A 25,910-nucleotide genomic window follows, 5' to 3' on the forward strand; every position below is an offset into this window, starting at 1 on the left:
CTCAACAAGCAAAATACGTTAACACTTAAAAGGCTCCCATAATGGGAGCCTTTTTGTTTTCTATTCGTTGAATACTGCCCATTGAATCTGCGAGGGAAGTCGTAGTAGCTCCGTACTTTAAGAAAACCTAGCGGTAGGTCATGAAAGCGATAACCGCTCCTGCCACTACAAGGCAACCGCCAATGCGACGCAGCTGCGTGTTCGGTTGTTCGCTCAGCTGTGCGACCATATTTCTCCAGCCACTCGGCGCAATCAAGGGCCCAAGCCCTTCAACGATAAGGACAAGCCCAATAGCGAGCCAAATTGATTGAGACATGCTTCTGCCTTTTGTCTATAAAAACACAATGATATCAGTATCTTTACACATCTGCGCTCGGATGTTGCTGGTTTATTTTTGTACAGCGTTAACGTTTATGAACAAAAAGTGACTGCAAGAAGTGTGATTCAGTGCTAGAATCCATTTTTAATTAGCAACAGAAATTGGAAAGATGGGAAATAACGTAGTCGTTCTAGGCACCCAATGGGGTGATGAAGGTAAAGGTAAAATCGTTGACCTTTTAACTGAAGATGCAAAATACGTGGTTCGCTACCAAGGCGGTCACAATGCAGGTCACACACTTGTAATTGACGGTGAAAAAACCGTTCTTCACTTAATTCCATCAGGTATCCTACGCAATAACGTTAAATGTGTTATTGGTAATGGTGTAGTATTATCGCCTGACGCACTTCTAAAAGAAATGAAGCCTCTTGAAGATCGCGGTATCCCAGTACGTGAGCGTCTTTTCATCTCTGAAGCTTGTCCTCTAATTCTTCCGTACCACATTGCAATCGACAACGCGCGTGAAATCGCTCGTGGCGCTAAAGCTATCGGTACAACGGGTCGTGGTATCGGTCCAGCTTACGAAGATAAAGTTGCTCGTCGCGGTCTACGCGTTGGTGACCTTTTCGATAAAGAAGCATTTGCTGAGAAGCTAAAAGAAGTTATGGAATTCCACAACTTCCAACTAGAGCACTTCTACAAAGCTGAAACAGTAAGCTACGAAGAAGTTCTTGAGCAAGCGATGAGCTACGCAGACATGTTAACTGCGATGGTTATCGACGTAACTGACGAACTAGACGCAGCACGTAAGCGCGGCGACAAGATCATGTTCGAAGGTGCTCAAGGTACGCTACTAGATATCGACCACGGTACTTACCCATACGTAACGTCTTCTAACACGACTGCTGGTGGTGTTGCTGCAGGTTCTGGTTTCGGTCCTCGTCACATCGGTTACATCCTTGGTATTACTAAGGCTTACTGTACTCGTGTTGGTTCAGGTCCATTCCCAACTGAGCTATACGATGGCCTTGAGAAGCAAGACCCAGTCGGTAAGCACCTAGGCGATGTTGGTCACGAGTTTGGCGCAACAACTGGTCGTCTACGTCGTACTGGTTGGTTCGATGCTGTTGCTATGCGTCGTGCAATCCAAATCAACTCTCTATCTGGTATGTGTCTAACTAAACTAGACGTTCTAGATGGCCTAGAAGAACTGAAAATCTGTACTGGTTACAAGATGAAAGATGGTTCTATCCTAGAAGTTTCTCCAATGGCTGCTGAGTCATTCGAAGAAGCGACGCCAATCTACGAAACAATGCCTGGTTGGTCTGAAAACACATTCGGTGCTAAATCTATCGACGCGCTTCCACAAGCTGCTCTAGATTACATCAAGCGTATTGAAGACCTAACTGGCGTTCCAATTGATATCGTATCAACTGGCCCAGATCGTAACGAAACTATCATCAAGGTTCACCCATACGGTGCGTAATGCCCGCTGAGTGATTACCACAGCACATAAAGTGCTTTGATAATTAAATCGTTTCTAAAAGCCGACTTTATTAAGTCGGCTTTTTAATACCTGTAATTTGAGGGGCGATACCAATCACAGTAAGTAAGTGATCAAAAATAGCGCCGGAAAAATGCTTGAGAACAAGGCAGAATTTTTCGATAAGTAGTTACTCTACAATCAAAAATTCTAACGAAGTTATCGAGTATTTTAACAAGCTAGAGTGAGCAGTGAGTTACTACGATTGGTATATAGCTTTCTGTGATGATCTTTTGAACGCCATCTGGCAAAATATTGCCCATTAGCGGCAAGTTTTGTCTAAAGCGATACGCTGAGTTGCCGATACAGATATCATAGTGAGTGAAATGTAATTGAGTTTGGGTTATCTAAACGGCTCGATGCGTTTTTAAAACCGATAATAGAGTGCAGGTATGAAGCTACGAATTGTGGCAGCTTCATTGATAATGGCGCTGAGCTCACCCTTGAGTCATGCAAATTTGGCTGATGTGGGAGAGCCCGTTCCAATATATACAGAAGCTGAACTGATTAATTTAATCGAAAAAAACCAACATCTAGAGCGAGTGAAAGCTGATAAGTGCCAGTTAGTTGAAGATATCGTTGCTCGTGCAACGCGTATCAGCTTGCCTTCTTATGAGTTTTTATACGGCGATATGTTGGCTTGGGGTGTGTGTGTTCCACAAGATGTAGAGCTTGGTCTTTACTATATGGAAAACGCAGCACATCAAGGTTTACCAGCGGCGCTTGAGCAGTTAGGGCGTTATTATTCTCGTGGCACCTTGGTGCAACAAGACAAAGAGCGCGCGATTCCGTATCTACGTGAAGCGGCGTCTATGGGCAACTTAAGTGCGAGTATTCACTTAGCTGAACTGCTGTTGCGCGACTATGGTAGTCCGCTGGATTATGAAGATGCTTACCGTTGGTTATATAACTCGGTAACAGCAGACCAAAGACAGCACAAGCGTATTACAGTGCTTAGAAGTGGCTTAGAACAAAGAATGCCAGACAATATTATTGCTCGAGCAAAACGTCGAGACGTGTTCTGGTAATTGAGAAGGCTATTGAAGGTTGATGATTAACTCCTGCACTCGTTAATCATCTGTCTTGATATAGAAAGATATCGATATAAAAAGACCTCATAGGTAAATACCTATGAGGTCTTTTTTTGATCTGAACGGAAAACCGTTTATCTCATTCGATGACGTTATTGAACAACTTCACCAGATTCAATCACCGTCTTACGAACGATTTTGGTAAAATCGAGCGCTTCTTGGCGGATCTTATCTTCGTCTACCGTTAGCATGTCGCGATCTTGCATGATGATCTTGCCATCAACGATGGTGTGACGAACGTTACCTGAGTTCGCTGAATATACTAACGCTGAATATGGGTTGTATACAGGTACCATGTTCGGAGCCTTAGTGTCGATCACTATGATGTCCGCTAGCTTACCTGCTTCAAGAGAACCGATCTTATCTTCCATGTGTAGCGCTTTTGCTGCACCCATTGTCGCCATGTCGATCACTTTGATCGGCGGCATCGCTGCACGATCTTTGTTTACTAGCTTGTGAACTTTAGCCACTTGGTTGAACTCATCAATCGTGCTTAGAGTGTTACCCGACATTGGGCCATCAGTACCTAAACCAATACGCACGTTCTCGTCATACATCTTCAATGCAGGCGATACACCTTTTGCTGACTTGATGTTCGCACTCATGTTGTGTGCGACACCCATGTCAGACTCTTTCACCAGTTTAATGTCTTCGTCATCGATCAAAATCATGTGTGCGCCCACCAAGTTTTTGTTGAGTGCACCGATGCTGTCCATGTATTGAACCGGAGAAAGTCCTTCTGAACGCTCAGCGATTTTCTCTTCTTCACGGTGTGATTCGGCAAGGTGAATCATTACAGGTACATCTAACTCTAGAGAGAGTTTCGAGATCTTTTGCAGGATCTCTGTGGTATTGGTGTAAGGAGCGTGCGGTGCAAACGCTGGTGTGATTCGCGGGTGATCTTTGTATTCCTCAATGAAGTTCAATGCGTACTTAATGCCTTCTTCAGCGTTAGCTGCATCAGCAACCGGGAACTTAATAACAGTCTCACCTAGGATGGCACGCATACCGATCTTATCGACGGTTTTTGCGACTTCATCTTCGAAGTAGTACATGTCGGCGTAAGTTGTCACACCGCCTTTGACCATTTCAACGTTACCTAGGTTGGCACCAATGCGTACCATATCGCGTGATACCAACTTCTTCTCTAGTGGGAAGATGTAGCGGTGTAGTCGATCTGGCACATCATCGGCCAGCGAACGGAAAACCGTCATTGATACGTGAGTATGAGTATTGATCAGACCTGGCATAACGATATCGCCATCAACATCTAATACTTGCTTAGCTTGATACTGCTTCTCTAGTGAAGCATCACCAACCGCAATGATTTTGTTGTCTTTGACGACAACAGTACCGCTCTCATAAACCGTTTTGTCTTGGTTCATGGTCAGAACCATCGCATCGGTAATCATCAGGTCAGCTTTTTCCATTGCTGAACTCGCAAATGGGAATAGAGCTAGGCTTGCCATTGCTGAAGCCAATAGGGTGCGTTTTAGTTTCATATCATACTCAGAACAGGAGTTGGTAAAGTGCGTGGATAATAGTGTATTTCATTCATAGCGCAAACGTTTGTTTTATCGTTTGCTTGAAATTTTGATGATAGTCCACGTCTATGAAGTGATGTTTCATAAAGTGAAGATATGTATCAATCTGAGGTTATTTGAGTGTTTTCCAAAGCATATCTGTAGCTTACCTCTAGCATCAGATATACTAGGGGTATATACCTTCCTTGCTTAAGCAGGCCCGCCTATGTCAAAAAACACACCAATGTCAGAAAACACGACCGCAACGACTAATGTTGATCCTTTCGCCGACCGAGAGTCGAAAAATTACGATAACCCAGTGCCAAGCCGAGAGTTCATTATTTCGTTTCTAACAGACGCGAATATTCCGATGAACCGCAACGATCTATTCGAAGCTTTGGGTCTTGCTGGAGAGGAACAATATGAAGGGCTGCGTCGTCGTTTACGTGCAATGGAGCGTGATGGACAGCTTATCTTTACCCGTCGTCAGTGTTACGCATTGCCTGAGAAGATGGAACTGATTAAAGGCTATGTGATTGGTCATAAAGACGGTCATGGTTGGGTTCGCCCAGACGGCAGTGTTGGTAAAGATAATGATATCGTGCTGCCACATCATCAGATGAAAACCATCATGCACGGTGATTACGTATTGGTTCAGCCTACTGACAATAGTAAGCGTGGCCGTCGTGAAGGCCGCTTGGTTCGTGTGCTTGAAGAGCGTAAAACGCCACTTGTTGGTCGCTTCTTCTTAGAGTACGGCCATTCTTACGTCGTTGCTGATGATTCGCGTATTAGTCATGACATCCAGATCCCCACAGAGCATAAAGGCGGTGCTCGAATGGGTAATGTGGTTGTGATTGAAATTACTGATCGCGGTGGTCGTTCTCGTAACATGATGGGTAAAGTGACGGAAGTGCTTGGTGAGAACATGGCTCCGGGTATGGAAACGCAGATCGCGATCCGCACTCACCAGATCCCACAAGAGTGGCCTGAAGCAGTAGATAAGCAAATCGAAAACCTAGGTGAACATGTTCCTGAAGAAGCAAAAGAAGGACGTGTTGACCTGCGTAAATTGCCATTGGTTACCATTGACGGTGAAGATGCTCGTGACTTCGATGATGCCGTTTACTGTGAAGCGAAGAAAGGCGGAGGCTGGCGCCTATGGGTAGCGATTGCTGACGTAAGTTACTATGTTCGCCCAGATACAGCGCTAGACAAAGAGGCGATTAACCGTGGTAACTCGGTATACTTCCCGTCACAAGTTGTGCCAATGCTGCCAGAAGTACTTTCTAACGGCTTATGTTCGTTGAACCCTCAAGTAGACCGTTTATGTATGGTGTGTGAGATGACAATCTCAGACAAAGGTAAGCTGTCGGGTTACAAACACTACGAAGCGGTAATGAATTCTCATGCTCGTCTTACGTATAACAAAGTAGGCGCGATTCTAGATGGTAATGAAGAACTTCGTGAGCGCTACGAGCCAGAAGTTCCGCATCTTGAAGAGCTGCACAAAATGTACAAGGTGCTTAAGAAAACGCGCGATGAGCGTGGTGCGATTGAATTTGAAACCGTTGAAACTAAATTTATCTTCAATGCAGATCGTAAGATCGACCGTATTGAACCGGTAGTACGTAACGACGCACACAAGATCATCGAAGAATGTATGATTTTAGCGAATATCGCATCGGCATCTTACGTAGAAAAAGCAAAAGAGCCTGCCCTGTATCGTGTTCACGAAACTCCGGGAGAAGAGCGCTTAATGGGCTTCAAGAGCTTCTTAAGTGAATTAGGTTTAACACTGGAAGGTGGCCTGTCGCCATCTCCGGTAGATTATGCACAACTGATGCAACAGATTAACGAGCGTGAAGATCGTGAGTTAATTCAAACCATGCTGTTGCGTTCAATGAAGCAAGCAGTATACAACGCGGATAATGCGGGTCACTTTGGCTTAGCGCTTAAACGCTATGCTCACTTTACCTCGCCGATTCGTCGTTACCCTGATCTGCTATTGCACCGTGCGCTTAAGTACCTTATTGCGAAAGAAGGTGGCCGTAACAGCGAACGTTGGACACCAACCGGCGGTTACCACTACACTTTCGATGATATGGACTTCTATGGCGAGCAGTGTTCTATGACTGAGCGCCGTGCTGATGATGCAACACGTGAAGTAAACGACTGGTTGAAGTGCGAATACATGCAAGACCATGTCGGTGAAGTGATGGATGGCGTGATCGCTAACGTGACTGGCTTCGGCTTCTTTGTGCGTTTAACTGAACTGCACATTGATGGCTTGGTACATATCTCAGCGTTAGCGAATGATTACTACCAATTTGATGCTGTTGGTCAGCGCCTAGTGGGTGAAAGCTCAGGTAATATATACCGCTTGGGTGATTCGGTTAAAGTGAAGGTTTCTGCGGTTAACCTAGAAACTCGCCAAATCGATTTTGACTTAGAAGACACCGATCGTCAGCCGCGCGGTAAAGGCAAAACAGCCAAGAAGCGTGCAGCAGAAGCGATGAAAAAGGCAAAAAGCAAGAAGCGCTCAGCAGTGAAGAGCAATAAGCCTGGTGTTTCAGCTAAGCCTATGGTTGAGCCAACTAAGCGACCAGATGGAAGCAGTGAAAGCTCTGCTAAGAAGAAAAAGCCAGCCAATAAAACTGGTGCTGCTAAAGCTCGCGCTAAGAAAAAGCGTGCTGCAAGCCGTAAACCAAAGACTGATAAATCTTAAGGCTAATAAGGCGCTCTGCTAATCAGGTTTAGCGCCGAGCTAATTTAATACGAAACGACTTTAATGCGAGAGTATCTGGCGTGAAACGCATATTCTCGAAATGAACAACACAGAGAGGGATGCATCGGATTTGATGATATTCTTCTCTGAGCAATAAGAGTAATTTGAGATAATGAGTAACGAATTTATTTACGGTATTCACGCGGTGAAAGCCGTATTAGAAAAAGATCCAGCACGTTTTATCGAAGCGTATGTACTGAAAGGCCGCCAAGATGAGCGTCTTCTCCCATTACTGAACCAACTGCAGCAGTTTGGTGTGTCGATTCAACAGATGGGTCGTAAGCCGCTTGATGAAAAAGCACAAGGTGCGAATCACCAAGGCCTTATTGCTAAGGTGAAACCTGCTAAGCAGCTTAATGAAACTCACCTAGACGACATCCTAGCTCAGCACGAACAGCCTTTGCTGTTGGTTCTAGACGGCGTAACAGACCCTCACAATCTAGGTGCTTGTCTACGTAACGCGGATGCCGCGGGTGTTGCGGCAGTTATCGTTCCTAAAGACCGCTCTTCGCCGCTAACGGCAACGGTAAGCAAAGTAGCGTGTGGTGCGGCTGAAACCGTTCCTTTAGTTCGCGTAACCAACCTCGCTCGTACAATGCGTGCACTGCAAGAGCAGGGGGTATGGTTCGTGGGTACGGCAGGTGAAGCAACGCATGATATCTACCAAGCGAAGCTAACGGGCCCGCTTGCGGTTGTGATGGGGGCGGAGGGTGACGGTATGCGTCGTTTAACGCGTGAAACCTGTGACGACCTAATTAAGATTCCAATGGCAGGCAGTGTGTCGAGCCTAAACGTTTCGGTAGCATCAGGTATCTGTCTGTTTGAAGCAGTACGCCAGCGTTTAGCTCAGTAATCGATTGAAAAAGTTTAAATATTAAACGCTCATTACTTAGGTGATGGGCGTTTGTTTTATAGGCTCAAATAGGGTGGAAAATGCGATTACTGGATGGCTAGATGGCGAAAGAGAAACTGTTTCATTATTCGCCAAATATCACTTGCTAATACCGAGCTCTTTCTATAATATTTGCCGTCCTTAAAACTCGGTCATTTATCTTTAGTTCCTTGCTTCCTCTGGACGACCGGGCCACTCGTGGAAGCTAATAATCCGTAAGGAGCAACCAAATGCGTCATTACGAAATCGTATTCATGGTTCACCCTGATCAAAGCGAGCAAGTTGCTGGCATGATCGAGCGTTACACTGGTTCTATCACTGAAGCTGGCGGTACTATCCACCGTCTAGAAGACTGGGGTCGTCGTCAAATGGCTTACCCAATCAACAAGCTTCACAAAGCTCACTACGTTCTTATGAACGTTGAAGCTGGTCAAGAAGTGATTGACGAGCTAGAAACTGCTTTCCGTTTCAACGATGCAGTTCTACGTAACATGATCATGCGCACTAAAGGCGCTGTGACTGAGCAATCTATTATGCTTAAGCAAAAAGAAGAGCGTGCAGAGCGTGCTCCTCGTCGCGAAGAGCGTACAGAAGCTAAACCAGAAGCAGCTGCTGAGTAATTCTTTTTTGGCTTAATGCCTTAAAAAATTCTCAACTTGTTTTAGGTCATTGATAGTTATTTCGATAATTGTGAAAGACCGCTTTACTAAATTTAAGATCAGGAGATAGCCCATGGCTCGTTTCTTCCGTCGTCGTAAATTCTGCCGTTTCACTGCAGAAGGCGTACAAGAGATTGACTACAAAGACGTAGCAACTCTTAAAAACTACATCACTGAAGCTGGTAAAATCGTACCTAGCCGTATCACTGGTACAAGCGCTAAGTACCAGCGTCAACTAGCTCGCGCTATCAAGCGTTCTCGTTACCTAGCTCTACTACCGTACACTGACAAGCATCAGTAATCGGTAATAGTTAATAATAGTTTAAGAGGACTAAGATAATGCAAGTTATTCTACTTGATAAGATCGGTAACCTAGGTGGCCTTGGCGACCAAGTAAACGTTAAATCTGGTTACGCTCGTAACTTCCTTATCCCACAGGGTAAAGCAGTTATGGCAACTAAAGACAACGTTGCTATGTTCGAAACTCGTCGTGCTGAACTAGAAGCTAAAGTTGCTGAGCAACTAGCTGCTGCTGAAGCTCGTGCAGAGAGCGTTAACACTCTAGAAGGCGTTACAATCGCTTCTAAAGCTGGTGACGAAGGTAAACTATTCGGTTCTATCGGTACTCGTGACATCGCTGACGCTATTACAGCGGCAGGTGTTGCAGTAGCTAAGAGCGAAGTACGCCTACCTGAAGGCGCTCTACGTAACATCGGCGAATTCGAAGTAAGCATCCAACTTCACTCTGAAGTTTTTGCTACTGCGAAAATCGCTATCGTTGCAGCTGAGTAATTTCAGTACCAAGACGAATTCTTTCTTTTGAAAGTTTTAAACACCAGCTTCGGCTGGTGTTTTTTTATGTCTGGAATATAGGAAAGTATAAGGAAAGGCTGCAGTAGGTAAAAAGCTTACTATGATCCATAAGCTGTTATTGCTGAACAGCCCGCTCTCAAGGTTAGAATTAGTCTTAAGATTAGAACTGGAATAGCAAGTTGATAGATAGAACAGAGTCTTCTTTGCTTAATCCTTCAGGCACTTTATCGTGGTACTGTCTAGAGTGAGCGATTTTCAGCGCGATATTGTCAGTAATATCGTTGATGGCTTCGAGTTCGGTATCAAACTTTAGGTTACTGTGACCAGACACCAATGTAACATCGGCTTTGAGCTGCAAATTCTTCAATACCTGCCAAGACGTATTCACGTTGCCACGAAAAATCGCTTCTTCAACAATCTCCGGAAAGATGATGTCATCGTCGTCTATCTCATCAAGGTTTGGCTCTTGGTAGCGAAAACCTGGCCCCACTTCGACTTCTAACACAAACTCTTCTGTATTTGAAAACTGGTAACCCAGACCACTAGAAACAGTGTAATCCTTAAAGTAGGCGCTGTATCGAGAATCGACACCTTTAAAGCTGCCGTAGAGATAGGTTTTAGGGCTTAACTTATAGTCACTCTGAGCCGAGTAAGTCGACTGCCTTTTATCTTCTTCGCCATCTTTGTAGAGGTTGTAGTACTTCCATTCCCCACTCGTTCTATGACGACCTGCCGTGTACTCGCCGTTAAGGCGTGCGTTTAGCGCTCGTGAATTGGAGTTGCCAGTATGCGACTGATATCCAAATTCGACTTCCGTTTTTAGTGGGTTCGGTAGTTCTGTATCACTCGGTGCGATGTCCATATCTTTTTCTTCAGGTGTCGATGCAACGACGATCGGCTCAGCTGTAGGCTCTGGCACTACTATAGAGTCAAGGATTGCATCAACATCGGCTTTAGTATCATCAGCTAAAGCCAACGGAGTGCTCAGGAGACCAGTGCTTAGAAGACCAGTGCTCAGAGCCAATAATTTGGACACGCATACCTCTAGTTATACAGTGAGTGAATGGCAGGATCGTAATGCTACCCTTGGTTAATTCCGTCAGCAATAGGTAAATTCTTCCTGAAGAATAAAACAAACTCATAGGATCGGATTACAAACGGATGTTCTTGGGTATAATGAACGATCATTATTAGTTATTGAGTGTAGTCATAGTGGATACCAAAAGTCAGAAATCAGCCAACGATCAGGTGGATGCCATCAAGGTCCCGCCACATTCATTAGAAGCTGAGCAATCTGTTATTGGCGGTTTGTTATTGGATAACGAACGCTGGGATACAGTTGCCGAAAAGGTTGTGGCCAAAGACTTTTATAGCCGTCCTCACCGTCTGATCTTTGAAGCGGTAAAGGATATCCTTGAAGAAAGTTCTCCTCTGGATCTTATTACACTCTCTGAACATTTAGAGCTGCGTGAGCAACTAGAAGAAGTGGGTGGCTTTGCTTACCTTGCTGACCTAGCGAAAAACACACCAAGTGCCGCAAACATCAATGCGTATGCGGATATCGTGGCGCAACGTGCACTCGTTCGTAGTCTGATTGGGGTTGCGAATGAGATTGCGGATTCTGGTTATGACCCTCAAGGTCGTACATCGGAAGAACTTGTTGATCTGGCTGAAAGTAAAGTCTTCGCGATTGCTGAAGGCCGCGCAAGTGAAAACGAAGGTCCACAAAACGTTGATAGCATTCTAGAGAAGACACTAGAACGTATCGAGATCCTGTACAAAACGCCGCAAGATGGTGTGACAGGTGTCGATACTGGTTTTAATGACCTCAACAAGAAGACGGCAGGTCTACAAGGCTCTGACTTAATTATTGTTGCTGCTCGTCCATCGATGGGTAAAACCACGTTTGCGATGAACTTGTGTGAAAACGCAGCCATGAAGCAAGATAAGCCAGTGTTAATCTTCTCGTTAGAGATGCCAGCCGAACAGTTGATGATGCGTATGCTTGCGTCACTTTCTCGCGTAGACCAAACCAAGATTCGTACTGGTCAGTTAGATGATGAAGATTGGGCTCGTATCTCGTCGAGTATGGGTATTCTTATGGATAAGAAGAATATGTATATCGATGATAGCTCGGGTCTGACTCCAACAGAAGTGCGTTCTCGTGCTCGACGTATTGCTCGTGAACACGATGGCATATCTATGATCATGATAGATTATCTTCAATTAATGCGTGTACCTTCGTTATCTGATAACCGTACTCTTGAAATCGCAGAGATTTCTCGCTCATTGAAAGCGCTAGCTAAAGAGCTCAACGTTCCGGTTGTGGCACTTTCTCAGCTTAACCGTTCCCTAGAGCAACGTGCCGATAAACGCCCTGTGAACTCGGATCTGCGTGAATCAGGTTCGATTGAGCAAGATGCCGACTTAATCATGTTTATTTATCGTGATGAGGTTTATAACCCTGATAGTTCTTTGAAAGGTATTGCTGAGATCATTCTTGGTAAGCAACGTAACGGTCCTATCGGTTCTGTTCGTCTTACGTTCCAAGGGCAACACTCCCGATTTGATAACTATGCAGGTCCTGCATTTGATGATGAGTAATCGTTAATGACTTACATGAAAGCGGCGACGGCGAGCATTGATCTAAATGCGCTTGAACATAACTTGAACCAGATAAAGTCAAAGGCTCCTCAGTGCAAGGTTATGTCTGTCGTAAAAGCAAATGGCTACGGACACGGCCTACTGCATATTGCTAAGCACTCTAAAAGCTCAGATGCTTTTGGTGTGGCGCGTATTGAAGAAGCGTTACAGCTTCGTGCTGGTGGTATTGTTAAACCTATTTTGTTGCTGGAAGGTTTTTACTCTTCGGGCGATTTGCCAATCTTGGTGACCAATAACATTCAAACTGTGGTGCATTGTGAAGAGCAATTAAGCGCGCTAGAGAATGCAGATTTAGAAACACCGGTCGTGGTATGGTTAAAAGTCGATAGTGGTATGCACCGCTTGGGTGTTCGCCCTGAGCAATATCAGGATTTCGTCGAGCGCTTGCATCAATGTGCGAATGTCGCCAAACCTCTACGTTACATGAGCCACTTCGGTTGTGCTGATGAGCTGGATAGAACAACTACGGTAGAACAGACTGAACTGTTTTTGTCTCTTACTGATGGTTGTGAAGGGGAGCGCTCACTTGCTGCCTCTGCTGGTTTACTCGCTTGGCCGGACAGCCACCTTGATTGGGTTCGTCCGGGAATCATCTCTTACGGCGTTTCACCTTTTGCTGATAAATCAGCAAAAGAGCTAGGTTTTAAGCCGGTGATGACCCTAACGTCACACCTGATTGCTGTTCGTGATGTTAAAGCCGGTGAAAGCGTTGGTTATGGCGGGAACTGGACCAGTGAGCGTGATACCAAGGTTGGTGTTATCGCGATAGGTTACGGTGATGGCTATCCACGCACAGCACCTAACGGAACACCTGTGTTTGTAAACGGTAGAAAAGCACCGATTGCAGGCCGTGTCTCGATGGACATGTTAACGGTCGATCTCGGCCCTGATGCTGTAGATAAAGTCGGTGATGAAGCTACGTTATGGGGTAAAGACTTACCTTCGGAAGAAGTGGCTGAACATATCGGCACGATCGCTTACGAGCTCGTTACTAAGCTGACTTCGCGTGTCGCGATGGAGTATGTGAAGTAGCTATGGATTCAGTACAGTAAATGATGTTCAAGCGAATGACTCGACACCTAGTGATGTCAGCAATGGCGCTACTCGGTGTCAGCTTTTCTTCTTCAGCCCTTAGCGAAGAAAAAGACTCGGCCTTTGTCCCTTTCTACTTCAGCACCGAAACCATGGGTAATACTTTTGGGGTTGCTGGTGTCGCAAAGGGTGTTTGGCAACCTCAAGCTGCCCTGTTTGGTATGGCGCTTTATTCAGATAAAGACAGCTATGTCGGTTTTCTATCAGCTTTTAATTTCGCTCTATCTGAGAACGTGTTGTTCAGTACTCAGATGTACCAAGCTCGCTTCAATGAAAACCCATATTACATTGGTTCTCAAGGGGATAACGATTCATCAATTGATGATAAAACCATTGCCGATGGCTTAGAAGAAAACTACCAGTTTGAGTTTAAGTATTTGTTGCCTTGGGGCAATGTTGCCGAGCATGGTTTGTTGGGTGCGTTTCAACCTATCAAAGATGTGAGCTTTGCTTCACCAGTTGAGTCGGGTGTCAGCTCGATAATCTTTACGCCTTTTTATACTTCCCGTGAGTTGGAAGGTTTAAATAATAGTGAAGAGGCGACGGGCTTTAGTTTAGCGTTTGATTGGGACAACCGTGATAGCACACGTAACCCAACCAAAGGTTCCCATACCAATCTTGAGTTCACAACCGGGGCTGAAAGTTGGTCTAACGACGATTTATGGCTGAAGTGGACATTTCAAAACAGCCAGTATTTTGCTTTAGGTCCGCTAGGCGATGTGTTTGATCAGCAAGTCTTAGCATTTGATTTCTATACTGCTGATACACCGACTTGGGACAACTGTACAGGGCAAGATTGTGCTCGACCTCCAGAAACGGAACAGGCTCGATTAGGTGGTTTATACCGTTTAAGAGGTTATACCGGAGGGCGTTATCATGGACGTTCTGCTGTTCATTACTCGGCGGAATATAGGGTGATTCCAGATTGGCAACCACTAGACGATATTCCACTGATTAATTACTACGACTTACCTTGGTGGCAGTGGGTTGCATTTGCCGAAGTCGGGCGCGTTGCCGATGAGTACGACATCAAAACACTGCATACCGATATGAAGTGGAGCTTGGGCGGCGCGGTTCGCTTCCAAGTCGAAGGTATTGTTGTTCGTGCTGAATTAGCGCGAGGCGGTGATGAAGGGACCTTTAGGGTTATGATAAACCAGCCCTTCTAAAGCTTTCGGCCTACAGTAGGCCAAATACTATTTTTATAAGAGTGGTAGTGGAAACACACCACTCTTTTTTATTAAGAAGGCATTGTTTTTATTAAGAAGATCTAGCTTTCAAACAGTCTACTCACCCTGAATCGTAGCAATCACAGTTCGACTTCCACCACAATCTCGGTGCTCACCTAAGTAAATACCCTGCCATGTCCCCAAAGCTAGGCGACCATTAGTGATAGGTATTGTCACACTGTTGCCAAGTGTTGATGCTTTAATGTGAGCAGGCATATCATCATCGCCCTCATAGGTGTGTCTGTAGTAGGGCGCTCGTTCGGGTACAAACTTGTTGAAGTGTGATTCCATATCGCTACGGACAGTCGGATCGGCGTTCTCATTCAGCGTTAGGCTGGCAGAGGTATGCTGAATAAAGAGATGTAATAAACCAACAGATAGAGAGTTGATATTGTGTATCTGTTGTTCAATTTCATCAGTAATGAGATGGAATCCACGCTTTCGTGCATTTAGGTGTATAGTCTTCTGAATCCACATACGCCATCCTTTATAATGTGTTTGGAAAAAAAGTGGTTTAACGCTATCTTTTGAACTTGAATTTATCAGGTATCGCTCACATTTAATTATGTTAGAGCTAGAGTCTGCTCCGATCTTTCTATCAGGAATTCGAATCCTGATTTATCTCAAGGTGCGGCTCTTCATATACGGCATAATACGTCGTGAAAAAAAATTACAAAGAATCTTTCAGTGGTGATGCGGTTTGGTCATCACAGAAAAATATAAACTTTCGCCTAATCGGGGGTTCTATTCATCACCTAGGTGACGTTTAGAATAAAACCTACAGTAACATCGGGATAGATACCATGTTGAAAAATATCAACCCTACGCAAACACAAGCGTGGAAAGCTCTAACTGCACATTTTGAGTCTGCTCAAGATATGGATATGAAAGAGCTTTTTGCTCAAGATGCAAAGCGTTTCGAGAGCTTCTCTACTCGTTTCGGTTCTGACATCTTAGTCGATTACTCTAAGAACCTAATCGATGCAGAAACGATGCAGCACCTATTTGCTCTTGCAAGCGAGACTGAAGTTAAGTCTGCAATTGAAGCGATGTTTAGCGGTGATGCGATCAACAAGACTGAAGGTCGTTCAGTACTTCACACTGCTCTACGTAACCGTAGTGATAAGCCAGTAATGGTTGATGGCAAAGACGTAATGCCAGCAGTAAATGCAGTACTAGCAAAAATGGAGCTGTTCACACACCGTATCGTTTCTGGTGAGTGGAAAGGTTACACAGGTAAAGAGATCACTGATGTAGTTAACATCGGTATCGGCGGTTCGGACCTTGGTCCATACATGGTGACTGAAGCTCTAACACCATACAAAACTCGTCTAAACATGCACTTCGTTTCTAACGTAGATGGCACTCACATTGTTGAGACACTTAAGCCTCTAAACCCAGAAACGACACTATTCCTAGTTGCATCTAAAACATTCACTACTCAAGAAACAATGACTAACGCGCACTCTGCTCGTGATTGGTTCTTGGCTGAAGCGGGCGATAACGCACACGTAGCTAAACACTTCGCAGCACTATCAACTAACGCAACTGCAGTCGCTGAATTTGGTATTGATACTGACAACATGTTCGAATTCTGGGACTGGGTTGGTGGTCGTTACTCACTATGGTCAGCAATCGGCCTGTCTATTTCTCTTTCTGTAGGCTTCGATAACTTCGTTGAGCTACTAGAAGGTGCTCACGAGATGGATAACCACTTTGCTTCAACTGAGTTTGAAAGCAACATTCCAGTAATCCTTGCGCTTATCGGTATTTGGTACAACAACTTCCACGGCGCTGAGTCAGAAGCAATTCTACCTTACGATCAATACATGCACCGTTTTGCTGCTTACTTCCAGCAAGGCAACATGGAATCGAACGGTAAGTTTGTTGACCGTGAAGGCAACCCAGTAGAGTACCAAACAGGTCCTATCATCTGGGGTGAACCTGGTACAAACGGCCAGCACGCTTTCTATCAACTGATTCACCAAGGCACTAAGTTGATCCCATCAGACTTCATTGCGCCTGCTATCAGCCACAATCCAGCATCTGATCACCACCAGAAGCTAATGTCTAACTTTTTTGCTCAAACTGAAGCGCTAGCTTTTGGTAAGACAAAAGAGACAGTAGAAGCTGAATTCCTAGCAGCTGGCAAAACAGCTGAAGAAGTTGCTGAGCTAGTACCTTTCAAAGTATTTGAAGGTAACCGTCCTACGAACTCAATTCTTGTTAAGCAAATCAACCCTCGCTCTTTAGGTAACCTGATCGCGATGTACGAGCACAAGATCTTCGTTCAAGGCGTTATCTGGAACATCTTCAGCTTCGACCAATGGGGTGTGGAACTTGGTAAGCAACTAGCAAACCAAATTCTTCCAGAGCTTGCTGACGATGCTCAAGTAACGTCTCACGACAGCTCAACGAACGGTCTAATCAATGCATTTAAAGCGCTTAAAGCTTAATTGAGTTGATAGCAAAAAAAGAAACGCCAACCTTCGGGTTGGCGTTTTTGTATCTGTAGAGTAAGCAATGGTTAAATCGCAGGTAATAAAAAGGCTGACGTATCTGTCAGCCTCTTAAATACAGCGTCAGTCTTCTAAATATCTGCAATAACGGCTTCTATTCGAAACAGATCTCGATGAAGGCATTACCCCATTGAGATGAGAAAGGCATGATGATGATTGCCCCGTCACACTTGTGACGAATAGTGTGTCCTTTACCGGAAACGACAATTGGTGTTGCCATGTCGAAGTCGAAGCCGCTTTCAGCAAGAATACGCTTTGCACCGCCAGTCACCATGTTAGTGATTTCACCAACCATATCGGTAACTTCTTCGTTCAGGCCATTTGGTCGTTCACCGAGCATGTTTTCCATGATTTCGAGAGCGAGACCTTCATCAAAGGTGATCGACATAGAGCCACGAGATTGTGTACCAACCATACCAATGAGGCCGGATACATCACCACGAGCGATTTCATCTTTCTTAACTCTCGGTTTTTGTGGCTTCAACTCTAGAGAAGCCATCGTTTTTAATACGTTCATCAAAGAAGCTAAAAACGGGTTTACAAATTCAGCGCGCATAATGTTCTTCTATAATCTTATTCTTTCATCTCGGAGGAGCAAGATTGGCAAATGCCATGCGATTCAATGACATGATTAGTCAATTGAAAGCCATGCTTCTCAGCGTTACTGGCAAGTAGGGTGACAAGCGCATCGTCTTGCAGTTCTATCACAGTGCCACATTTATCGCAGATCAGTAGTTGAGAGAAATGTTTGTTGGCATTGCAAGAACAGCAGCATATAAAGCTATTGGTTGACTCAACTCGGTGAATGAAACCTTGTTCCAACAAGAAATCCAAAGCGCGATAAACTGTAGGAGGCTTGGCCTGCGGTTCACTGACTTTCAACTGCTCTAATAATTCATAAGCACTGGAGGCTTTTTTATTAGAGAGGATGAGCTCAAACACTCGCTTTCTTTGAGGTGTTAGTCTAACTCCTCGCGATGCGCATATCCCTTCAACTTGCTCTATTAATGTGTGGTCCAAATTTTTCACCATTCAATCGGACATCCCTATTCAACCTTATTTCTAGGTTACTACGTTTTGGGAGCCAATGATTTCTATTAAAGTCAGGTACAGAGCGTATTGTGACCCACGACTTTGAATAAGACAAGGTAACTCAAAATGACAGTGTGACTCAAGGCATAACTGATTAATGAGGTTGAATTAGAGATCTGGTGAATAGGTTTATAAAAAAGTGTGAGGCAAAGTTCATATAGCACAAACAGAGCATAGCATTTACAATAGCCGACCTTGCTTTTGCTGGGTATTCCAGCATATTTTTTTGACTCGCTACTAGGGTACTTTGCCATGACACATTCATGTAGGTTGTCTGTCGCTCCAATGCTCGATTGGACTGACCGCCACTGTCGTTACTTTCACCGTTTGCTTTCTCAGCAGACTCTTCTGTACACGGAAATGGTAACAACGGGCGCGATCTTACATGGTAAGGGCGACTTTCTAGAATATAATGAGCAAGAACATCCTCTTGCACTTCAACTTGGTGGCTCAAATCCGGTTGATCTTGCTGCTTGTGCAAAGCTAGCTGGTGAGCGCGGTTATGATGAAGTAAACCTTAACGTAGGTTGCCCTTCAGACCGAGTTCAGAATGGTCGCTTTGGCGCGTGCTTGATGGCTGAGCCAGAGCTGGTTGCGGATTGTGTCTCAGCAATGAAAGAAGTCACGGATATTCCAATTACCGTGAAGACGCGTATTGGTATCGATGACCAAGACTCTTATGAGTTCTTAACTAAGTTTGTTTCTACAGTGTCTGAAAAGGGCGGTTGTGAGCAATTTACTATCCATGCACGTAAAGCGTGGTTGAGTGGTCTTAGCCCGAAAGAGAACCGTGAGATCCCACCTCTAGACTACGATCGTGCATACCAAATCAAGAAAGATTTCTCTGATCTTGTGATTGCTGTGAATGGTGGTATCACTACGTTAGAACAGACTAAAGAACATCTTCAGCACCTTGACGGCGTGATGATTGGTCGTGAGGCTTACCATAGTCCATTTATTCTTGCGGAAGTTGATCAACAGATCTTTGGTTTAGATACGCCAATTAAGAAACGCTCACAAGTTGTGGAAGAGATGTACCCGTACATCGAACGTGAACTTTCAAATGGTGCGAGCCTAGGACATATCTCTCGTCATATGCTTGGTTTGTTCCAAAGCATGCCAGGTGCAAGGCAATGGCGTCGCTACATCAGCGAAAATGCACATAAGAAAGGCGCGGGTATCGAAGTTATGCAGACGGCATTGGCTAAGATTCCTAAAGAGCTGAACGTATAGGTTAAATTCGCCATTAAAGGCTAAATTTACCACTCTGATTTATTTGAAAAGCCACGCATGAGAATGTGTGGCTTTTTATTTTGTTGATAAATAAGGGTTTTGTTGTTTTTGGTGACTTGGTACAGAAGCTGCAATGCTAGAAAGTAGGAAAGAAAGGTCATTAACTCATTAGGGAGACCATTATGTTTGAATTAATCTTTGTTCTGATTTTCGTTGCTACGCTACTTGTGACAGGTATTACCTTTATGACGGTATTAGCTGCAACTGGAGTAGCATTACTAGTCATGTTGGTCTTAGGTATGATGGGCGTCGTGTTTAAGTTACTACCTTGGTTGATCGTGATCGCAATCGGCGTGTGGTTTTTTAAAAACTTTGTACACAGTTCTAACCAGAGACGTTACTAAGGTCATAGTGCCGTCAAATCTTTACTTGTCAGCGGTTTATCGTTTTAGATTTTAAGATGTGTGGTAGAATTTTACCCAATAATCTGTGAATGTGCATACAATTAGCACTACGATATGGAATTGGAGCTATCTCAAATGAATAAAATGCCATTAATTGCTTTAGTGGGAATGCTATCTTTAAGTTCGGCAGTGTCTGCTGAAGAAGAGTTTTCTTACACGGCTAAAGTCGGTGCCGATATGTGGTGGGGAAGTACAAAGCTAAACGAAGTTAGACAAGATGATGATTCTAACTCACCTTCGTTGTATTTCGCATTTGAACATAATGCCCCAATGCTTCCAAATGCTAGCTTCCGTTATACCTCTATCGATACGGATGCATTAGCTTTTGATAAGTACGATTACACATTCTACTACACACTGTTAGAGCACAAGTTGATGAACTTCGATGCTGGTTTGACGTTTACTCAGTACTCGAACTCTAATTACATCGAACCAAAAGCGACGGGTGCGAAAACATCGACGTTTGATGAGTTCACGTGGAGTTTTTACGGTAACGCAGAGATCAACGTTCCTGACACCAACTTCGATATCATTGGTACGATGGAGTTTGGTGATAGCAGTGGCATAAAGAGCACTGACTTGATGGCCGGTGTTCAGTACCGAATTCCTGTATCAGAATCTGAAATTGCCCTGCGTGGTGGTTACCGTGTTATCGATCTAGACTCGGATGAGTTCTTTAGCTCTGAACTAGGCAAGAGCTTCGTTATGGTCGATGGTTGGTTTGCGGGTGCTGAAGTACGCTTCTAGGCCATACAAAGCAAACTTAGAACGAATTTTAAGAACGCCATTTTATTAAGTGGCGTTTTTTTATATCTATTGATTATATCTTTCTGGAATTAGTTAGCACATTCATTACTTTCGACCATCCTTAATACAGAGATCTAATTAGCGTCTATTCTTATAAGGTCTATGTTGTGAGGTCAAAGCAAGGGATGGAATATGACACTCAATGAATTACGAAATTTATATCGAGAAAACCTGCTAGTTGAAGCAATCATAGAGCCCTCAATTCAAGAAGGGTCTTGGGTTGTGGAGTTTCGCCATATGGGAGGTGGCTTTGTTCTGCTTACTGATGTTCATGGTGAAGAGTGCCATTACGCAGATCTAGACCTAGCATCTAAGTCGGCAATGGCCGTTGGCTTTCAGCAAGTACGAATCGAAAACCAGTAAGTCAAATTGCGGTTCAATCGGTTTTTACTTCCAAAAAGTTATAAAACATACTTTTCTATTCTTTCTTGTTATTAAAAGGAGTGGTTAATCTATCGTCACGCAATGATTAGGGATGTCGTGACCATGTCTTTAAATAAGAAAGAGTCTTCACAAAATAATAATGCACAGCCTGGGGCTAATGAGTTACCTGGGCTAGCAGCACCACTTAATGACCAACAATTAGGTCATCTTCAGCAAACTGTTTCTGAATTATCTTCTCAGCAACTGGCATGGGTCAGTGGCTACCTTTGGGGTGTGAGCCAAGCTCAGCCTGTAGGTGCTGCTGCACCAATCGCTCAAGCGGCTGCTGCTGTAGCTGCCAAACCAGCGGGTAAGCTAAGTATTATCTTTGCTTCTCAAACGGGTAACGCGAAAGGTGTTGCTGAATCGCTTGAGGCAGAAGCCAAAGCCTTAGGTATTGCCGTCGAGCTTTTCGATGCCAGTGACTACAAAGGTAAGAATCTAGCCAAAGAGACACACGTCATTTTTGTTGCATCTACCAATGGTGAGGGCGAAGCTCCTGATAATGCCATTGAGTTGCACGAATTCCTACAATCGAAGAAAGCGCCAAAATTATCAAACCTACAATACGGTGTGATTGGTTTGGGTGACTCAAGCTACGAGTTCTTTTGCCAAACAGCCAAAGACTTCGATAACTTCCTTACTAAGCTTGGTGCTAAATCGTTTGTCGATCGTCTTGATTGCGATGTTGATTACGAAGAGTCAGCCACGGAATGGCGCGCTAAAGCTTTAGAGCAAGTAAAAGAAACGCTATCGACAGGTAATGAAGCCGATGTGGTTCAGTTACCAGTAGGTCAAGCGGCTGCTGGTCATTCACAATATACTAAACAAAATCCATATACGGCGACATTGTTGACGAGCCAAAAGATCACGGGGCGTAACTCAGGCAAAGATGTTCGTCATATCGAGATCGATCTTGATGAATCTGGTATTACCTACCAACCGGGTGACGCACTGGGTGTGTGGTATGAAAACAGTTCAGAGTTGGCAAATCAGATTCTAGCTAAGGTTGGATTGTCTGGTATTGAGAGTGTTGATGTAGATGGTGAAAGCTTATCTATTCATAGCGCTCTAGTGAGCAAGTTCGAGATCACCACGTCAAATCCTCAGCTTGTAACTAAGTTTGCTGAGTTATCTGGCAGCAAGAAGTTAATCAAGCTGGTGGAAGATAAAGACAAGCTTCGTGAATACGCAGGCAATACTCAGATCGTTGACGTACTAGCAGAAAAGAAAACCAAATTATCGGCTGATGAGTTATTAGGCCTATTGCGTAAGCTGACTCCGCGCCTTTACTCAATCGCATCAAGCCAAGCAGAAGTTGATGAAGAAGTTCACTTAACGGTTGGTCTCGTTGAATACCAAAAAGGTGAAGAATCTCGTTTAGGTGGAGCATCAAGCTTCCTAGCTCAGCGCCTTGAAGAAGGTGGTGAAGTGAAGGTGTTTGTAGAGAGCAACAATAACTTCAAGCTACCACAAAATGACAACACTCCAATCATCATGGTCGGCCCGGGTACAGGTATCGCACCATTCCGCAGCTTTGTTCAAGAGCGCGAAAACAATGACGCTCAAGGTAAGAGCTGGTTGTTCTTTGGCGACCGTACCTTTACTCAAGACTTCCTATATCAAGTTGAATGGCAGAAGTACCTCAAATCTGGTGCGCTAACCAAATTGGATGTGGCCTTTAGCCGTGACCAAAATGAAAAAGTTTATGTTCAAGACCGTTTAATCGAACAAGCAGAGCAGGTTTGGCATTGGCTGCAAGAGGGCGCATACCTCTATGTTTGTGGTGATGCGACTCGAATGGCGAAAGATGTTCATGAAGCATTAGTTACGATAGCGGAAAAACATGGCAACCAAAGCCGTGAGCAAGCTGAACAATATATTAATGATTTACGTAAAGCGAAACGTTACCAAAGGGATGTGTACTAATGAGCAAGCAAGTAATAGAGCAAGAAGTGCTAGGCCAAGTACTTGGACCTTTGGCTGACAATGAGCGTTTAAAGCGTGAAAGTAAGAATCTACGTGGTACGATTGAACAAGATCTTCAAGACCGTATCACTGGTGGTTTTACCGCAGACAACTTTCAGCTGATCCGCTTCCACGGTATGTATCAACAAGATGACCGTGACATTCGCAACGAGCGTGCAAAACAAAAGTTAGAACCTTTGCATAATGTCATGCTTCGTGCGCGTATGCCTGGTGGCATCATCACTCCGAAGCAGTGGCTAGCGATTGATAAATTCGCAGATGAAAGTACCTCTTATGGGTCTATTCGTCTAACAACACGTCAAACCTTCCAGTTCCATGGTGTGTTGAAGCCGAACATTAAATTGATGCACCAAACGCTAAACAGTATTGGCATTGACTCAATTGCTACTGCAGGTGACGTAAACCGAAATGTTTTGTGTACGACAAACCCGGTTGAGTCCGAGCTTCATCAAGAAGCATATGAGTGGGCGAAAAAGATCAGTGAACACCTATTACCTAAGACTCGCGCTTATGCAGAAATCTGGTTGGATGGTGAGAAATTAGAAACAACAGACGAAGAACCTATTCTAGGTAGCAACTACCTACCGCGTAAGTTCAAGACGACTGTTGTGATTCCTCCACAGAATGACGTCGATGTTCATGCCAATGACCTTAACTTTGTTGCGATTGCAAAAGACGGAAAGCTGGTGGGTTTTAACGTGTTAGTGGGTGGCGGCTTAGCAATGACGCACGGCGATACCTCTACTTATGCACGTAAAGCTGACGACTTTGGTTTTGTACCATTAGATAAGACATTAGATGTAGCAGCAGCTGTTGTGACGACACAACGTGATTGGGGTAACCGTTCAAACCGTAAGAACGCAAAAACCAAATACACACTAGACCGTGTTGGCATTGACGTATTCAAAGCGGAAGTTGAAAAGCGTGCCGGTGTCGAGTTCTCTGAAAGTCGTCCTTATGAGTTTACTGGCCGTGGTGACCGTATCGGTTGGGCGGAAGGTATTGACGGAAAACACCACTTAGCACTGTTTATTGAAAATGGTCGTTTACTTGACTTTCCAGGTAAGGCTTTGAAAACGGGTGTGGCTGAAATTGCGAAGATCCACAAAGGCGATTTTCGCATGACTGCAAACCAAAACTTAATTGTTGCAGGTGTCTCTAAAAGTCAGAAGGCCAAAATTGAGAAACTGGCACGTCAATACGGCTTGATGGATGACGCGGTAAGTGAGCAACGCAAAAACTCAATGGCGTGTGTGGCATTCCCAACATGTCCTCTAGCCATGGCGGAAGCTGAACGTTTTCTTCCAGAGTTTGTTACCGATGTTGAAGGCATTCTCAAGAAACATGGATTACCAGAAGAAGATAACATCATCCTTCGAATCACTGGTTGTCCAAACGGTTGTGGTCGTGCGATGTTGGCTGAACTTGGTTTAGTGGGTAAAGCACCAGGTCGTTACAATATGCACTTAGGTGGGAACAAAGCAGGTACTCGTATTCCTAAGATGTATAAAGAGAACATCACATCAGCTCAGATCTTAGAAGAGATTGATTCGCTGGTGGGACGCTGGGCTACAGAACGACAAGACAATGAAGGCTTTGGTGATTTCACTATCCGAGCTGGCATCATCGAAGAGGTGATCATTTCAAAGAGGGATCTGCATGCATAATTCTGTCGCTTCAAAATTGAAGTTAGCAGAGCTACTCGCATTGACTAAGACGGAGCAGATACTTCGTCTTGGACAAATTAATGCTGAGTTAGAACAGCTAACTGCATTAGAAAGAGTGAAATGGGCGCTAGACAATTTAGAAGGGACACATGTTGTGTCTTCTAGTTTCGGCATCCAAGCAGCATTGATGCTGCACCTAGTGACTCGAGTGAAACCAGATATCCCGGTAATTCTGACGGACACTGGGTATCTATTCCCTGAAACGTATCGATTTATAGATGAGTTAAGTAAGACTTTGACTCTAAACCTTCAAGTCTTTCGCGCACAACAGAGCCCTAATTGGCAAGAAGCGCAAAATGGCAAACTTTGGGAACAAGGTATCGAAGGAATAGAGAAGTACAACAAGCTTAATAAAGTAGAACCGATGAGACGAGCGCTAGACGAACTCGATGCTGGGACTTGGTTTTCAGGATTGCGAAGAGAGCAATCTCAATCGCGTGCAAACCTGCCGATCTTATCTATCCAAAATGGTGTATTTAAATTCTTGCCAGTAATTGATTGGACGAATAAAGATGTTCACTACTACCTAGAAGAACATGGTCTGAGTTATCACCCGCTGCGAGAACAGGGTTACCTTTCTGTTGGAGATACACATACGACTAAGAAGTGGGAACCGGGTATGACGGAAGAAGAAACCCGTTTTAATGGGTTAAAACGTGAATGTGGGCTTCATGAGGATGATGGAGAGCAATATGGCTCTGGGATTTAGACTCCTTTCTGTTTAAAAGGCTGCCATAAGGCAGCTTTTTTGTTTCTAGTGGATAAAATTAAATCAATTGTGGATAAATCTGTGGTTATTTTGTAGGTACTTTGTAGTTAAAGTTGCATAAATAAGGCTTTGGGTGTTTATTCGTCATGTGGTCGTTATTTTTGCATTTTTCTTTAATAAACACTTGCCAATGTGATGAACATCTCTATAATGCCGCCTCACTGACACGGCAGACGCCACAAGGCTTCAGCGAAGAATGTTAGTGAGGCAACTAGCTTTAAGCGATTATTCGCTTCTACTTTTAGAAAGTAGAAATTAATTTTCAAAAGTGTTT

24 protein-coding genes are annotated in these 25,910 nt (G+C 44.3%); 18 read left to right on the forward strand and 6 right to left on the reverse strand.

All coding sequences use genetic code 11. The features are described from left to right. Nucleotides 1-127: 127 nt before the first annotated feature. Nucleotides 128-316 carry a DUF2065 domain-containing protein gene (locus OCV56_RS01420; protein WP_086715092.1) on the reverse strand — a complete coding sequence of 63 codons (189 nt, stop codon included), beginning with the start codon at nt 314-316 and terminating at the stop codon, nt 128-130. Between the two features lie 172 nt (nt 317-488). Here OCV56_RS01420 and OCV56_RS01425 point away from each other — a divergent pair, with 172 nt between their 5' ends. Both OCV56_RS01425 and motX read left to right on the forward strand, forming a co-directional pair. Beyond that, entirely contained in the window at nt 489-1,805 is a 1,317-nt protein-coding gene (locus tag OCV56_RS01425; RefSeq protein WP_010434108.1) for an adenylosuccinate synthase, read from the forward strand. Nucleotides 1,806-2,254: 449 nt separating this feature from the next. Further along, nucleotides 2,255-2,890 (forward strand): flagellar protein MotX, encoded by a 636-nt coding sequence (motX, locus tag OCV56_RS01430; protein WP_086715090.1) that lies wholly within the window; start codon nt 2,255-2,257, stop codon nt 2,888-2,890. Nucleotides 2,891-3,045: 155 nt separating this feature from the next. Here the strand turns inward: motX and OCV56_RS01435 are convergent, their stop codons facing one another. Then, complete coding sequence (locus OCV56_RS01435; RefSeq protein WP_086715088.1) at nt 3,046-4,455, reverse strand: amidohydrolase; 1,410 nt, start codon at nt 4,453-4,455, stop codon at nt 3,046-3,048. Between the two features lie 247 nt (nt 4,456-4,702). Between OCV56_RS01435 and rnr the strand changes: the two genes are divergently transcribed. The 5 genes from rnr to rplI all read left to right on the forward strand — a co-directional run bounded on the left by rnr (nt 4,703) and on the right by rplI (nt 9,607). Continuing rightward, nucleotides 4,703-7,204: a ribonuclease R gene (rnr, locus tag OCV56_RS01440; protein WP_086715086.1), complete on the forward strand. Its 2,502-nt coding sequence runs from the start codon at nt 4,703-4,705 to the stop codon at nt 7,202-7,204. 172 nt (nt 7,205-7,376) lie between these two features. Next, entirely contained in the window at nt 7,377-8,117 is a 741-nt protein-coding gene (rlmB, locus tag OCV56_RS01445; protein ID WP_017063180.1) for a 23S rRNA (guanosine(2251)-2'-O)-methyltransferase RlmB, read from the forward strand. 269 nt (nt 8,118-8,386) lie between these two features. Then, the gene (gene rpsF / locus OCV56_RS01450; protein ID WP_004741278.1) at nt 8,387-8,776 is read left to right on the forward strand and encodes a 30S ribosomal protein S6; all 390 of its coding nucleotides are present in this window, start codon (nt 8,387-8,389) and stop codon (nt 8,774-8,776) included. Between the two features lie 112 nt (nt 8,777-8,888). Further along, nucleotides 8,889-9,116 (forward strand): 30S ribosomal protein S18, encoded by a 228-nt coding sequence (rpsR, locus tag OCV56_RS01455; protein WP_000090472.1) that lies wholly within the window; start codon nt 8,889-8,891, stop codon nt 9,114-9,116. 38 nt (nt 9,117-9,154) lie between these two features. Next, nucleotides 9,155-9,607: a 50S ribosomal protein L9 gene (gene rplI / locus OCV56_RS01460; protein WP_010434182.1), complete on the forward strand. Its 453-nt coding sequence runs from the start codon at nt 9,155-9,157 to the stop codon at nt 9,605-9,607. 181 nt (nt 9,608-9,788) lie between these two features. Here rplI and OCV56_RS01465 read toward each other — a convergent pair whose 3' ends face one another. Further along, complete coding sequence (locus OCV56_RS01465) at nt 9,789-10,664, reverse strand: DUF481 domain-containing protein (protein ID WP_086715084.1); 876 nt, start codon at nt 10,662-10,664, stop codon at nt 9,789-9,791. 176 nt (nt 10,665-10,840) lie between these two features. Here OCV56_RS01465 and OCV56_RS01470 point away from each other — a divergent pair, with 176 nt between their 5' ends. The 3 genes from OCV56_RS01470 to OCV56_RS01480 are packed head-to-tail and all read left to right on the forward strand — an operon-like array spanning nt 10,841 to nt 14,553. Further along, on the forward strand, nt 10,841-12,232 hold the full coding sequence (locus OCV56_RS01470) for a replicative DNA helicase (protein ID WP_016767560.1): 1,392 nt from the start codon (nt 10,841-10,843) through the stop codon (nt 12,230-12,232). Between the two features lie 6 nt (nt 12,233-12,238). Then, the gene (alr, locus tag OCV56_RS01475) at nt 12,239-13,324 is read left to right on the forward strand and encodes an alanine racemase (RefSeq protein WP_190960488.1); all 1,086 of its coding nucleotides are present in this window, start codon (nt 12,239-12,241) and stop codon (nt 13,322-13,324) included. A gap of 23 nt (nt 13,325-13,347) precedes the next feature. Next, entirely contained in the window at nt 13,348-14,553 is a 1,206-nt protein-coding gene (locus tag OCV56_RS01480) for a BamA/TamA family outer membrane protein (RefSeq protein ID WP_086715105.1), read from the forward strand. A 117-nt stretch (nt 14,554-14,670) separates the two neighbouring features. Here the strand turns inward: OCV56_RS01480 and OCV56_RS01485 are convergent, their stop codons facing one another. Then, complete coding sequence (locus OCV56_RS01485; RefSeq protein WP_086715082.1) at nt 14,671-15,090, reverse strand: secondary thiamine-phosphate synthase enzyme YjbQ; 420 nt, start codon at nt 15,088-15,090, stop codon at nt 14,671-14,673. A 326-nt stretch (nt 15,091-15,416) separates the two neighbouring features. Between OCV56_RS01485 and pgi the strand changes: the two genes are divergently transcribed. After that, nucleotides 15,417-17,069 (forward strand): glucose-6-phosphate isomerase, encoded by a 1,653-nt coding sequence (gene pgi, locus OCV56_RS01490; protein ID WP_086715080.1) that lies wholly within the window; start codon nt 15,417-15,419, stop codon nt 17,067-17,069. Nucleotides 17,070-17,226: 157 nt separating this feature from the next. Here the strand turns inward: pgi and OCV56_RS01495 are convergent, their stop codons facing one another. Then, the gene (locus OCV56_RS01495; RefSeq protein WP_017059940.1) at nt 17,227-17,688 is read right to left on the reverse strand and encodes a chemotaxis protein CheX; all 462 of its coding nucleotides are present in this window, start codon (nt 17,686-17,688) and stop codon (nt 17,227-17,229) included. A gap of 17 nt (nt 17,689-17,705) precedes the next feature. After that, on the reverse strand, nt 17,706-18,164 hold the full coding sequence (gene zur / locus OCV56_RS01500) for a zinc uptake transcriptional repressor Zur (RefSeq protein ID WP_017059941.1): 459 nt from the start codon (nt 18,162-18,164) through the stop codon (nt 17,706-17,708). A 312-nt stretch (nt 18,165-18,476) separates the two neighbouring features. On the opposite strand from zur, the gene dusA reads away from it, so the two are divergent. The 7 genes from dusA (at nt 18,477) to OCV56_RS01535 (ending at nt 25,576) form a co-directional block, all read left to right on the forward strand. Beyond that, on the forward strand, nt 18,477-19,457 hold the full coding sequence (dusA, locus tag OCV56_RS01505; protein WP_017063186.1) for a tRNA dihydrouridine(20/20a) synthase DusA: 981 nt from the start codon (nt 18,477-18,479) through the stop codon (nt 19,455-19,457). Between the two features lie 182 nt (nt 19,458-19,639). Then, on the forward strand, nt 19,640-19,861 hold the full coding sequence (gene pspG, locus OCV56_RS01510; RefSeq protein ID WP_017059950.1) for an envelope stress response protein PspG: 222 nt from the start codon (nt 19,640-19,642) through the stop codon (nt 19,859-19,861). A gap of 135 nt (nt 19,862-19,996) precedes the next feature. After that, on the forward strand, nt 19,997-20,668 hold the full coding sequence (locus OCV56_RS01515; RefSeq protein ID WP_086715078.1) for a TIGR04219 family outer membrane beta-barrel protein: 672 nt from the start codon (nt 19,997-19,999) through the stop codon (nt 20,666-20,668). Nucleotides 20,669-20,860: 192 nt separating this feature from the next. Continuing rightward, nucleotides 20,861-21,091, forward strand: a complete 231-nt coding sequence (locus OCV56_RS01520; protein ID WP_004735813.1) for a hypothetical protein — start codon at nt 20,861-20,863, stop codon at nt 21,089-21,091. A gap of 123 nt (nt 21,092-21,214) precedes the next feature. Next, nucleotides 21,215-23,080 (forward strand): assimilatory sulfite reductase (NADPH) flavoprotein subunit, encoded by a 1,866-nt coding sequence (locus tag OCV56_RS01525; RefSeq protein ID WP_086715103.1) that lies wholly within the window; start codon nt 21,215-21,217, stop codon nt 23,078-23,080. Beyond that, entirely contained in the window at nt 23,080-24,807 is a 1,728-nt protein-coding gene (cysI, locus tag OCV56_RS01530) for an assimilatory sulfite reductase (NADPH) hemoprotein subunit (RefSeq protein WP_086715077.1), read from the forward strand. Before OCV56_RS01525 ends, cysI begins: the two co-directional genes overlap by 1 nt. Further along, entirely contained in the window at nt 24,800-25,576 is a 777-nt protein-coding gene (locus tag OCV56_RS01535) for a phosphoadenylyl-sulfate reductase (protein WP_086715075.1), read from the forward strand. The genes cysI and OCV56_RS01535 overlap by 8 nt, the downstream gene beginning before the upstream one ends. Nucleotides 25,577-25,910 lie beyond the last annotated feature (334 nt).

The organism is Vibrio gigantis, from assembly GCF_024347515.1.
GTDB lineage: Bacteria > Pseudomonadota > Gammaproteobacteria > Enterobacterales > Vibrionaceae > Vibrio > Vibrio gigantis.